The 12,766-nt window shown below is 71.9% G+C and carries 7 protein-coding genes; 3 read left to right on the forward strand and 4 right to left on the reverse strand.

Features of this window, described 5'->3' with window-relative positions; all coding sequences use genetic code 11:
* Positions 1-403: 403 nt before the first annotated feature.
* Complete coding sequence (locus ACFYRX_RS46650) at positions 404-952, reverse strand: MarR family winged helix-turn-helix transcriptional regulator (protein WP_389113533.1); 549 nt, start codon at positions 950-952, stop codon at positions 404-406.
* A gap of 122 nt (positions 953-1,074) precedes the next feature.
* Between ACFYRX_RS46650 and ACFYRX_RS46655 the strand changes: the two genes are divergently transcribed.
* A complete protein-coding gene (locus ACFYRX_RS46655; RefSeq protein WP_389113545.1) occupies positions 1,075-2,343 on the forward strand; it encodes an MFS transporter in 1,269 nt (422 codons plus the stop codon).
* On the opposite strand, the gene ACFYRX_RS46660 is transcribed toward ACFYRX_RS46655, so the two are convergent.
* The gene (locus tag ACFYRX_RS46660; protein WP_389113535.1) at positions 2,333-3,961 is read right to left on the reverse strand and encodes a SpoIIE family protein phosphatase; all 1,629 of its coding nucleotides are present in this window, start codon (positions 3,959-3,961) and stop codon (positions 2,333-2,335) included. The genes ACFYRX_RS46655 and ACFYRX_RS46660 overlap by 11 nt on opposite strands.
* 219 nt (positions 3,962-4,180) lie before the next feature.
* The gene (locus ACFYRX_RS46665; RefSeq protein ID WP_389113537.1) at positions 4,181-5,560 is read right to left on the reverse strand and encodes an NAD(P)/FAD-dependent oxidoreductase; all 1,380 of its coding nucleotides are present in this window, start codon (positions 5,558-5,560) and stop codon (positions 4,181-4,183) included.
* A 375-nt stretch (positions 5,561-5,935) separates the two neighbouring features.
* On the opposite strand from ACFYRX_RS46665, the gene ACFYRX_RS46670 reads away from it, so the two are divergent.
* Positions 5,936-6,718: a TetR/AcrR family transcriptional regulator gene (locus tag ACFYRX_RS46670; protein ID WP_389113539.1), complete on the forward strand. Its 783-nt coding sequence runs from the start codon at positions 5,936-5,938 to the stop codon at positions 6,716-6,718.
* 271 nt (positions 6,719-6,989) lie between these two features.
* The gene (locus ACFYRX_RS46675; protein WP_389113541.1) at positions 6,990-8,972 is read left to right on the forward strand and encodes a sigma-70 family RNA polymerase sigma factor; all 1,983 of its coding nucleotides are present in this window, start codon (positions 6,990-6,992) and stop codon (positions 8,970-8,972) included.
* Here ACFYRX_RS46675 and ACFYRX_RS46680 read toward each other — a convergent pair.
* Positions 8,959-12,246 (reverse strand): BTAD domain-containing putative transcriptional regulator, encoded by a 3,288-nt coding sequence (locus ACFYRX_RS46680; RefSeq protein WP_389113543.1) that lies wholly within the window; start codon positions 12,244-12,246, stop codon positions 8,959-8,961. The two genes, ACFYRX_RS46675 and ACFYRX_RS46680, sit on opposite strands and share 14 nt — an antisense overlap.
* Between the last annotated feature and the right edge of the window lie 520 nt (positions 12,247-12,766).

The following is a 12,766-nucleotide window of genomic DNA, read 5'->3' on the forward strand; positions in this document are numbered from 1 at the left end:
CTTCGGTCTTGCGTTTCCGACTCTATCAGACCGTTTCCGGCTCCGATTTCCTCGGTGCTTTCCAGGTTCCCGCTTCCGCGTTTCCCTTTCCGGCGATTCCGACTCTATCAGATCCTTTCGGGCCTGACTCCCAGTCAGAGGGGGCTTGCCTTCCCGGCTGTTGGGCCGTTCCGACGTCTCAAACCTTAGCGGATTCTCTCGGCGGCCCCAAATCGAGGTCCGCACCGGAATCGAATTGAATTCGGGCACACCGAATTCACCCCGGCTGGGAGATCTTGCTGTTGGTTTGAGTGGCCGCTCTCGCGGCGGAAGTTGCTACCGCAGAACCGTTACGGCCCCGTGGCAACCCGAAGAACTTTACGGATCGTGGAGGGGGCTGTCAAGCGACCTCTGTCAAGATCTTTTAGTCGAGGTCGCTGAGTCGCCCGCCGGCGTCCGGCTGTGCGTGTTCCACCCTACGCAGGAGCCGGGTGAGGACGTCGCCGAGGGTGTTGCGCTCCTCGGCGGAGAGGTCCTGGAGCAGTTCCTCCTCGAAGACCGTGGCCCGGCGCATCACCTCGAGCCACTTCTCGCGGCCCTCGGCGGTGAGTTCCACGATCACGCGGACGCGGTTGGACTCGTCCCGCTCCCGGGTCACCAGACCCTCGGCGAGCATGCGGTCGATCCGGTGGGTCATCGCGGCCGGCGTGAGGCCGAGGCGCTTGGCCAGGTCGCTCGGGCCCATCCGGTAGGGAGCGCCCGAGAGTACGAGGGCCTTGAGGACCTCCCACTCGGCGTTGCTCATGCCGAGGGCGGCGGTCTGGCGGCCGTAGGCGACGTTCATACGGCGGTTCAGGCGGGAGAGCGCCGAGACGATCTGCTCGACCTGGGGGTCGAGGTCCTGGAACTCGCGCTGGTAGGCGGCGATCTGCTCGTCGAGCGTCGGCTCGGGGACGCCAGGGGTCTCGGCCATGGCGGCAGTATCGCACGCACCCCCTTTGCTTTGAAGTCCTTCGCTATGTACTCTTTAGCTTCGAAGTTTAGCTTTGAAGTCTTCAGACCTAACTAGTGAGAGAGGTGAACGTGACCAGGGCGATGGGCGCAGCGATGCGCCGGATCCACGTGGGCAACGCACTCAGCGCGTTCGGGCTCGGTTTCACCGTCCCCTACCTGTACGTCTATGTGGCGCAGGTGCGTGGGCTGGGAGCCATGACGGCGGGACTCGTCCTCACCGTCTTCGCGGTGGCGGCGCTGGTCGTGCTGCCGTTCGCCGGGCGGGCCATCGTCCGTCGGGGTCCGCTTCCGGTGCTGCTCGCCGCTCTTCTCACGGCCTCGATCGGGGCGCTGAGCCTCGGACTCGCGGACCACGCGTCGACCGTGTTGTTGTCGGCGGCTGCGCTCGGGGCCGGTCAGGCCGTGATGCAGCCGGCGCTGGCGACGATGATCGTCGACTGCTCCACCTCGGACACCCGGTCCCGGGCCTTCGCGACGCAGTTCTTCCTGCAGAACCTGGGGCTCGGCGTCGGCGGTCTGATCGGCGGCCATCTTGTCGACACGACGAGCGCCGCGTCCTTCACTCTGCTGTTCGCCATCGAGGCGGCGATGTTCCTGCTGCTGGTGGTCGTGATGGCGACACTGCGGCTGCCGCACTCGCCGCGGATCGAAGATGCGCCGGCGTCCGCCAAGGGCAGCTGGAAGCAGCTGCTCGGCAACCGGGCCATGGTGCAGCTGTGCGTGCTGGGCTTCGTGCTGTTCTTCGCCTGTTACGGACAGTTCGAGTCCGGCCTGAGTGCGTACGGTGTCGAGGCCGCCGGGATCTCCACCTCCGCGCTGGGGTCGGCTCTGGCCGCCAACACCGCGATGATCGTGGTCGCGCAGTTCGCCGTGCTGCGGTTCGTCGAACGGCGGAAGCGATCCCGGGTGATCGCCATGGTCGGGCTCATCTGGGCCGTGGCGTGGGTCACCGCGGGTTACGCCGGCCTCGGACACGGCAGCCAGCAGATGGCCACGGCCGCGTTCGTGTCGACGTACGCACTCTTCGGGCTGGGGGAGGCGATGCTGTCACCGACCGTCGCCCCGCTGGTGGCCGACCTGGCGCCGGAGGGCATGGCGGGTCAGTACAACTCCGCCTTCGCCCTGGTGAAGCAGTTGGCCCTGGCGGTCGGCCCGGCGGTCGGCGGGCCGATGGGAGCGTCGCTGCACACGCCGTACGTCGTGACGTTCCTGCTGTTCTCGCTGGGGATCACGTACCTCGCGATACGGCTGGGCAGGCAGCTGACCCCGGTGCAGAACCAGCCTTCGCTGAGGAAGAGCCGTGTGGTGGCACAGGGTGGGGCGACGGCGGAGTCTCTGGCTACCCCTTAGGCAGCACGAACTCGCACCAGACCGCCTTCCCTCCCCCGGGCATCCGTCGCGACCCCCAGTTCGACGCGATGGTCGCGACGATGGCGATGCCGCGGCCGGACTCGTCCCCCGGTTCCGCTCGGCGGCGCCGGGGCAGGTGGTCGTCCCCGTCCGTCACCTCGACGATCAGGCGCCGGTCGGTGCGGCGCAGCCGTAGCCGCATCGGGGGCGTGCCGTGCTGCAGGGAGTTCGCCACCAGCTCGCTCACCGCCAGGACGCCCAGATCATGGAGTTCGACGGGAAAGCGCCAGCTGGTCAGCACGCCGGAGGCGAACGCACGCGCGCGTGGGGCCGCTTCGACGCCGCCGAGGAGCTCGAGTCCGGCGTTGCGGAAGAGCTCGCCGTCGGGGCCGGTGTGGGCAGGGTGCTGGAGGACCATGACGGCCACGTCGTCGTCGTGCTCCGCGGTGACGCCGGCGGAGCGGACCAGGCGGTCGCAGATCACCTGGGGGGTGCCGGTGGCGCCGGCCAGGGCGCGTTCCAGGGCTGCGATGCCCTCGTCCAGGTCCTCGTTACGGCGTTCCACCAGGCCGTCCGTGTAGAGGACCGCCGTGGAGCCGGGGCTGAGCGGGATGGAGCCCGAGGCGTGCATCCAGCCGCCGGTGCCCAGGGGCGGGCCGGTGGGTTCGGCGGCGCGCAGGACGACGCCGTTCTCGTCGCGGACCAGGATGGGCAGGTGGCCGGCCGAGGCGTAGACCAGCTTTCCCTCGTTCGGGTCGTGGATGGCGTACACGCAGGTGGCGATCTGGTTGGCGTCGATCTCCATGGCGAGGCCGTCGAGGAGCTGGAGGATCTCGTGCGGGGGGAGGTCCAGGCGGGCGTACGCCCGGACCGCCGTGCGGAGTTGGCCCATGACCGCTGCCGCGCGGACTCCCCGGCCCATGACGTCGCCGATGACCAGGGCGGTGCGGCCGCCGCCGAGGGTGATGACGTCGTACCAGTCGCCGCCGACCGCGGCCTCGGTGCCGCCGGGGTGGTAGGTGGCGGCGATGCGCAGGTCGTCGGGTTCCTCGAGCTCCTGGGGGAGCAGGGAGCGCTGGAGGGTGACGGCGGTCTCGCGCTGGCGGCGCTCGCTGGCTCTGAGGCGTTCGGCGGCCTCGGCGTGGTCGGTGACGTCGGTCGCGAAGACGAGTACGCCGCCGTCTCCTTCCGTCACCGGGGTGCAGGTGAAGGTGTAGGAGCGGCCGTCGGGGGCCTTGCGGGACTTGACCGTGCGCGGTTTGCCGCTGCGCAGGACCTGGTCGAGGAGCGGGAGGAGGCCGATCTCGTCGAGCTCGGGGAGGGCTTCGCGGGCCGGTGCGCCCGGCGATCGCAGTCCGAAGGCCACTACATAGGCGTCGTTGACGTAGGCGAGGCGGTGGTCGGGGCCGTGGACGAGGGCGACGAGGGCGGGGACGCGGTCGAGGACCTCGCGAACCGGGAGTTCGTCGACGGCGGGGACCGGCACGGTCAATTGTTCGGCGCGGGCCGCGGGGACGGCGCCCTCGCTCAGGCGGTCGTCGGTGACCAGGTCGTCGGTCCGCGCTGCGGCGCGGCGCTGCGTTCCGGGGAGGCGGGCGCTCCAGCGCGTGAAGTTCACGAATCCTTGCCTCGCGTCGTCGTCTTCGGCGTCTTCGGGCCGGCTCCGGGCCCGGCCGGGGGGCTGGGGACGGCAGCCCGGGGGTGCAGCACGGTGGGAAAACCTCTTGGGTTCGATGGACGGGCGGCTGCCCGTCCAGGTCGGGCACCAGTGTGGCAGGGGCCGACCGGGTCAGCATTCGTCAGACGCCGGGGCGGTCCGTGGAGTTCCTCGGTCCGGTCAGGACGACCCCTTCGGGTCGTCGGTCGGTTCGAGAGGAGGCTTTCCACCGGCCGCGAGTTCGAACTCCGCGCGGGGATGTTCGAGTGAGCCGAGGGAGACGATCTCCCTCTTGAAGAGACCCGACAGGGTCCATTCGGCCAGGACGCGGGCCTTGCGGTTGAAGGTGGGCACCCTGCTGAGGTGGTAGACGCGGTGCATGAACCAGGCAGGGTAGCCCTTCAGCTTGCGGCCGTAGACCTGCGCGACACCCTTGTGGAGGCCGAGCGAGGCCACCGAGCCGACGTACGCGTGCGCGTAGGTCTCCAGGGGCTCGCCCCGCAGGGCGTGCGCGATGTTGTCGCCGAGGACCCTGGCCTGGCGGACGGCGTGCTGGGCGTTGGGGGCCGTCTCCTTGCCGTGTTCTTCGGCGGTGACGTCGGGGACGGCGGCGGCGTCTCCGGCCGCCCACGCGTGCGTGGTGCCGTCGACGGTGAGCTGGGGGGTGCATTTCAGCCGACCTCGCTCGTTGAGCGGGAGGTCGGTGGCGGCCAGGAGGGGGCTGGGTTTCACGCCGGCCGTCCAGACGACCGTACGCGTGGGAAAGCGGTTGCCGTCGCTGAGGACGGCGACGCGGTCCACGCAGGACTCCAGGCGGGTGTTCAGCCGTACGTCGATGTTGCGGCGGCGCAGCTCACTGACGGTGTAGCGGCCCATCTCCTCGCCGACCTCGGGAAGGATGCGGTCGGAGGCCTCGACGAGGATCCACTTCATGTCCTCGGGGAGGACGTTGTGGTAGTACCGCGCGGTGTAGCGGGCCATGTCCTCCAGCTCGCCGAGTGCCTCCACGCCCGCGTAGCCGCCGCCGACGAAGACGAAGGTGAGGGCCGCGTCGCGGATCGCGGGGTCGCGGGTGGAGGAGGCGATGTCCATCTGCTCGATGACGTGGTTGCGCAGGCCGATGGCCTCCTCGACCGTCTTGAACCCGATGCCGTGGTCGGCGAGGCCGGGGATCGGCAGGGTGCGCGCGATCGAACCGGGAGCGAGGACGAGTTCGTCGTACGTCAGCTGCTCGCCGCCCGTGCGCTCCTCCTCGGTGGCGAGGGTGGTGAGGTTCGCGGTGCGCTTGGCGTGGTCGATCGCGGTGATCTCGCCGACGACGAGGTGGCAGCGGTCGAGTACGCGGCGCAGCGGCACCACGACGTGGCGCGGGGAGATCGATCCGGCGGCCGCTTCGGGCAGGAACGGTTGATAGGTCATGTACGGGTCGGGCGTGACGACGGTGATCTGCACGTCTCCCCGGTCGAGTTCCCGTTTCAGCTTCCGCTGCAGACGCAGAGCCGTGTACATCCCGACGTAGCCGCCGCCGACAACCAGAATGCGCGCACGTTCCTTCACCATCCCATGACGCACCCGCCGCTCGAGTTTGTCCACAGCCTCGACAATTTGTGTGACCGGAAGTCGTCGGCGCGCCGAGCCGACGCAAATGTCGGGGTGCGCGGAAGGTTCGCAGGTCAGTGGGTGTGCGCCGGGCGGACGGAGGGGGTGCAATCGGGGCGTTTGCCGCCCGTACTCCGATCGGGGGGCGCTCCGTGCGGAACGTGCCCCTTCTGAATTGACCCCCACTCAACTATGTTCGTGTGTCGACGGGGTGTAGGGGGATGCGCTCCGGGTCCGCTTCGGGCGGACTCGCGAAACGGGCCTGTTCCGTACGCTCCGGCTTATCGATGGCGGGGAGAGTCTCCGGGGGGAGACGTCATTACCGGGGGATTATTTATGCACATTCAGGACTCTCATTGGTCCACCGCGTCCGCCATCGCACCCGGTGGCGGGGCGATGGGCGGCGCGATGGGCTCGGCGATGAGCGCGGCGGGCAACGGACGTGAGGTATCGCGTTCGACCCCGCTGCGCGTGGACGCACAGCGCAACCTGGAACACGTACTGCGTGCGGCGCGCGAGGTCTTCGGCGAGCTGGGCTACGGCGCGCCGATGGAGGACGTGGCGCGGCGCGCGCGGGTCGGTGTCGGCACGGTGTACCGGCGCTTCCCGAGCAAGGACGTCCTGGTCCGGCGGATAGCCGAGGAGGAGACCTCCCGGCTGACCGACCAGGCACGGACGGCACTCGGCCAGGAGGACGAGCCGTGGTCGGCGCTGTCGCGCTTCCTGCGTACGTCGGTCGCGTCCGGTGCCGGGCGGCTGCTGCCGCCGCAGGTGCTGCGGGTCGGGGTCGCCGACGAGGAGACCGACGGCTACGACGGGACGCGGGTGCCGCAGCAGCGGACGACGCCGGGCGCCGGCGAGCTGCGGCTGGTGCCGGAGGAGGCCCCGTTGGTCTCCGCCGACGACGACTCCGGGGCGGCGGCGCTGCTGGAGGTCGTGGGCCGGCTCGTGGACCGCGCGCGTGCGGCCGGTGAGCTGCGGACCGACGTGTCGGTGTCGGACGTCCTGCTGGTGATCGCGACCGCGGCGCCCTCGCTGCCGGACGCGGCGCAGCAGGCGGCGGCCTCGGCGCGGCTGCTGGACATCCTGCTGGAGGGGCTGCGGTCCCGTCCGGTGTGACTCGAAGAGGTGAAAGCGGGGTGCGGGCGCGATGCCGTCCGCACCCCTTCACATTCCCGGTCATTTCCGACGCGCGATCCCACTCCGGCTCAACTCGGGTCCAGTGCACGACAGTTGAGCATTCCCCGAACGGGTGACGGCTAGTACCGCATTGCCGGAAAACCCCACGGACGAGTGGAAGCACCGCAGTCAGCCCTACTGACTAAAAGTCGATATGGCACTCTGACCCGGTGTTCGGGACTGGTTGGGCCGGCGGCGGGGGCATTCCGCGATGAGCGTTGACGGGCGGAACGAGCCGCAGGGCGAGGGCGACGGGGACGCCGCCGGCGGCACACCACAGGTGCCCGAGCAGGGCGGCAGGGCAGGAATTCCGCTGGACGCCGGCATCCCCCAGGGCGCCACCGTCCCTCAGGCCGGCATCCCGGCCCAGGGCGGCGAACCCGTCGAGGGCAGCGTGCCCGCCCAGCGCGACCGCCGTGAGGACGGCAGCATCCTTCCGCCGCCCAGGGACATGCCACCGTCCGACGCCGACCTGATCGAGCGGATGCGGGCCGGCGACGACACCGCATACGAGGCGCTCTACCGGCGGCACGCGGAGTCGGTGCGCCGCTACGCCCGCACCTGCTGCCGCGACGGCCACACCGCGGACGACCTGACCGCCGAGGTCTTCGCGCGCATGCTCCAGGCCGTACGCCGCGGCCACGGCCCCGAGTACGCCGTGCGCGCCTACCTGCTCACCAGCGTCCGCCGGGTCGCCGCCGACTGGACGAAATCGGCGAAGCGCGAGCAACTCGTCGACGACTTCGCGGTGTTCGCCACCCAGGCCTCCCGTTCGGCCGAGGCGTCCGACGACACCGCGTCCCTGGGTTCCTTCGGAGCGGGCCTGGACCTCGGCGCCGACGTGCGCGCGATGCACGAGGCCGAGCAGTCCATGGCCATGCAGGCCTTCCGGTCACTGCCCGAGCGGTGGCAGGCCGTGCTGTGGCACACCGAGGTCGAGGACGAGTCGCCGAGCGAGGTCGCCACCCTCTTCGGGCTCGACGCCAACGGCACGCGCGTGCTGGCCAGCCGCGCCCGCGAGGGCCTCAAGCAGGCCTACCTCCAGGCCCACGTCAGCGCGAGCCTCGCCACCGACGAGGAGTGCGCCCGCTACGCCGACCGGCTCGGCGCCTACGCCCGCGGCGGACTTCGCACCCGGGCCGAACGGGGCCTGCGCAAGCACCTGGAGGAGTGCGCCAAGTGCCGGCTGGCCGCGGGCCAGATCAAGGAAGTCGCCAGCGGTATCCCCGCCGTCGTACCGCTCGCGGTCATCGGCTGGTTCGGGGCCGCCGGGTACGCCAAGGCCGTCGGGCTCATCGTCGGTGGCGCCGGGGCGGGAGCGGCCGGTGCCGCCGGCGCGGCCGCCGCGGCGAGCGGGGGTTCCTCGGGAGGGGCGGGTGCCGGTGGCGCCGCTGCCTCCGAGGGGCTGGGCGCGCCGGTGAAGGCGGGTATCGCGGCCGGTGTGGTCGCCGTGGCCGCCGCGGCGGTGGCGCTCGCGCTGGTCGGCGACGACAGCCCGGCCAGGAAACCGGACGCCAAGCCGCCCGCGTCCGCGCCGGTGGTCCAGCCCGCCGACCCCAGCCCCGCCCCGAAGGAACCCGAGCCGCAGCCCCCGGTGATCCCCGTCGCCGCCGCACCCACCCCGACGCCGACGCCGACCCCCACACCGACCCCGAAGCCCAGGACCACCCCCGCTCCGGCGCCGACCCCTACGCCGAAGCCGACACCGCCCCCGAAACCAACCCCCACGCCCACGCCGACCCCGCCTCCCCCGCCGCCACCGGCCGTCTACCAGTGGAGCGAGCTGGCCTACGACGTCTCCGGCGACGGCAGCGAGCCCGAGATGCGGATCGGCGAGAGCAGCTGGGTGTGGCAGCGCTACGGCGTCTCGATCGCCGACGAGCGATACGCCCACGGCGTGACCGTGCACGGCCGCTCCTCCGTCACGATCGACCTCAACCGCGCGTGCTCCTCCTATGACGCGGTGGTCGGCGTCGACGACATGACGCTGGGCCTCGGCACAGTCCACTTCTCCGTCTACGCCGACGGGGTCCGGCTGTGGAGGTCCGGTCTGGTGGAGGGCGGTGACCCGGCCGTGCCCGTCCATGTGAACCTCGCCGGGCGCAGCACCGTACGGCTTGTGGTCGAGCCGCACAGCCCCTTCGACGACGTCATGCTCGCGGACTGGGCGGAGTCGAAGTTCAGGTGCTCCTGACGCGCCGTTCCCGCAGCGCCTCGTCGAGTTCGGCCAGTGCCTCGCCCGGGGTGAGAGCCGTGCCCCGGGTGCGTTCCGCCGTGTGACGCAGGGGGCCCAGTCCGGTGCGGGCGGCGGCCTCGGCGCGCTCCACCGCCACGCGTTCGGGGTGGGGGCGCGGGTCACCGCCGCGCCACCGCTCACCGGCCGCGAGCAGCCGGGCCCCGCGCGGGAGGTCGCCGAGGTCGCAGAGCAGGGCCGCCGCGCTGTCCACGAGTGACGCCACGACCGCGTCGGCGCACCGCTTCTCGATCGCCTCACGGACGGTGTCGGCCAGCAGCGGCAGCCCCTGTTCCGGGCCCGACTCCTCGACCGTCACCATCGCGTCGACCGCGTTCAGCATCACCGTGAACATCGGCGGCGGGGACGCCTGGCCGATCTGTTCGCGGACCGCTTCCACCAGTTCGCGCGCGCGGCCGGTCGCCTTCTCCTCCAGGGCCATGTGGGCCTGGAGGAGCCGGACGAACGCCCTGGTCTCCGGGACTCCGTACCGGTCTCCGGCGGCGCTCGCCTCGTCCAGGGTGGTCAGCGCGGTCGAGCGGTCGCCGGTGCGGTACGCGACCTCGGCGAGCCGGGCGATGAGGAACGGTGTCTCGGCGTACGCGCCCACCTCGTAGGCGAGGCGCAACGCCTGCTCGTACTCCTCCTTCGCCTCGGCGGGACGCCCGCGGGCCATGGCCGCCTCTCCGGCCGCGCTGCTGACCTGGGCGCGGAGCCAGCGGTCGCCCACGCGGCGGCTGAGGACACGCAGTTCTCCCAGGTCGTCGTCCACACCGGCCATGCCGCCCGGGGAGTCGACCACGGTGTGGGTGCGGAACATCAGGGTCACGGCCACGGACCAGTCGTCGCCGTGGAGCCGGCAGTTGGCCAGGGAGGCGTCCATGAGGGTGCGGATGTCGACGGGGTCTCCCAGCACGAGGCCGGCCATGGGCCAGATGAGGCCGGGGAGGCGGGCTGCGTCGGGGCCGCCGCGCTCGAAGTGTTCACGGACGCGGGTGACGTAGCGACGCAGACGCTGGTCGAGCCGACCGTCGACGGGCTCGGTCTCGGCCCGGAGGAAGAAGTACAGCATGCGGAGGTTCATGCGTGCGCGGTGCGCGGGATGGGTCATCTCCGCGTACGGGGCGTCGAGGTGGACGTCGATCGGGTCCTCGGCGGGTTCGTCGGCCGTGACCTGCGCGGGGGCGGTGGCGGTGGCGCTCCGTCTGTCCAGCGCCACCCCCAGACACAGCACCCGGTCCGCCCACGCCATGCCCTCGCGGCGGTAGTTGCGCAGCCACCAGAACCAGCCCATGGCGAGAACCAGGGCGGTGCCCTCCGCTTCGTCGCCCGCGGTGAGGGTGCGGTCGAGGGCCGCGCGGATGTTGTCCAGCTCGGTCTCCAGGCGGGAGATCCAGGGGAGTTGACCGGCTGAACGCAGTCGGGGTTCGGCCTCCTCGACCAACGCGCGCACCCAGTCGCGGTGTCGGCGTTCGGCGGCGGCACGCAGGGCGGGGGACTCGGCGGCGCGCTCGACGGCGTACTCGTGGATGGTCTCCAGCATGCGGTAGCGCATGCCGTCGGAGCCGTCGCTCCCCCACGGGCCCGCCACGATGAGGGACTTGTCCACGAGTGCCCCGAGGAGCTCCGCGGCCGGCCCGGTGCACACGGCCTCCGCCGCCTCCAGGTCCCAGCCTCCGGCGAAGACGGACACCTCGCGCAGCAGCGTCCGCTCCGGCTCGTCGAGCAGTTCCCAGGACCAGTCGACCACGGCCCGCAGGGTCTGCTGGCGGGGCAGGACGGTACGGCTGCCGGAGATGAGAAGGCGGAAGCGGTCGTCGAGGCGGTCTGCGATCTGGCGAGGTGTGAGGAGCCGTAGCCGGGCCGCCGCCAGTTCGATGGCGAGCGGCAGACCGTCGAGGCGACGGCAGATCTCGGCGACGGCCTCCTTGTCGGCGAGCACACCGGCCACGTCGGGACGGACGCCGGCGGCACGCTCGGTGAAGAGACGGTCCGCCTGGTCGGGGAGAAGGGGCTCGACCGGCCGTACCGACTCCCCCGGTACGCCCAGCGGTTCACGACTGGTGGCCAGGATCGTGAGCCCCGGGCAGCGGGTGAGGAGGGTCTCCGCGAGGTGGGCCGCCGCTTCGATCACGTGTTCGCAGTTGTCAAGGATCAGGAGTCGGCTGCGCGTGGCGCAGTACTCGACGAGCAGGGCGAGCGGGTCGTCCTGCGGAGCCGTCAGCTCGGTGGTCATGAGCACGGTCTCGCGCAGGCCGAGCGCGCTGACCACCGCACCGGGCACCGCCTCCGGCCGGTCGAGCGGGGCGAGCTCGACCAGCCACGCCTGGGGGTGGCCGGCGGTGGCCTCCTCGGCGAGACGGGTCTTTCCGGATCCGCCCGGTCCGGTGAGGGTGACGAGGCGAGCCCTGTGCAATTCGGAACGGATGGCGACGAGTTCGGGTTCCCGACCCACGAAGGAGGTAAGGCGCGGACGGATGTTGCCGCCGCGTTCGATTCGAGGGCGGGTAAGGGAGCCCGGGGCCGCGAGCAACTCACCGTGCAGGGCGCGGAGTTCCGGGCCCGGGTCGGTTCCGAGGCCGTCGGCGAGGGCGTGCCGGGTGCTCTCGTACTCGGCGAGGGCATCGGCGCCGCGGCCGCTGTCGCGCAGGGCGCGGATGAGCAGGACGTGCAGGGACTCGTCGTACGGATGGACCCCGGTCAGCTCCTGCAGTTCCGGTACGACGTCCTGGGCGCGGCCGAGCAGCAGATCCGCCTCGATCCGGGCCTTGGTGGCCTTCAGGCGCAGTGCCTCCGGGCGGACCGCGGCGGTACGGTCCGGGAGGTCCGCGAGGGCGGGACCGCGCCACAGGGCGAGGGCGGCGGTGAGGTCCTGGGCGGCCGCGTGTGCGTCACCGCGGGCGAGGGCGGCGGTGCCCTTCGTCACGAGACCTTCGAAGACCTGGAGGTCCACGTCGTCCTCGGCGGCGGCCAGCCGGTAGCCGCCCGGGTCGGAGACGATCGCGTCCTTGCCGACGGTACGGCGGAGCCGGCCGACCAGTGCCTGGAGGGCGGCCGGGGCGTCCTGGGGCGGCTCGTCGTCCCAGACCTCGTCGATCAGGGTCTCCGCGGTGGCCGTATGGCCGGGGCGGTGGGCGAGGGCGGCGAGCAGGGCGCGTACGCGGGGGCCACCCAGGGGTATGACGGCACCGTCGCTGTCCGTTGCCTGGGTAACGCCCAGGATTCTGTACCGCACCGGTTCATTGTCACCGGGTTCCTTGTGGGGGCGCTGGTGGATTTCGCGTGTGGGGGGCCGGGTTCGCTCATTGGGCGACCGCGGGCCGGTGGGGGCTGGTCGCGCAGTTCCCCGCGCCCCTAAGGAGCTGCAGGCACCCTGCGCCACAACGGACCGCTCCCCACCCCCGCGCCGCCAGCTGCGCTGGGCTTGAGGGTGCCGGGGCGGGTTGTCGGGCGACCGCGGGCCGGTGGGGGCTGGTCGCGCAGTTCCCCGCGCCCCTGGGGAGTTCAGGCAGCCTGCGCCATGACGGACTGTTTGCCTGGTCGTGCGCCACGGTGGGCCGTTCGCCGCGTACGGCGCGTAGGGGACGGGGTGGGGGGTGTCCGCCCGCAGCGGCCGGCGTCCGGAACCGGGCACTGCTCGAGCGACCGAGCCGCCGGACCGAGGACGGACACCCCCCACCCCCGGGGCGCCCCCCCCCCCCCCCCCCCCGCGGGGGGGGGGGGGGGGCCCAAACCCCCCCCCCCCCCCCCCCCCC

Origin of the sequence: Streptomyces sp. NPDC005374, assembly GCF_042872225.1 — a bacterium.
GTDB lineage: Bacteria > Actinomycetota > Actinomycetes > Streptomycetales > Streptomycetaceae > Streptomyces.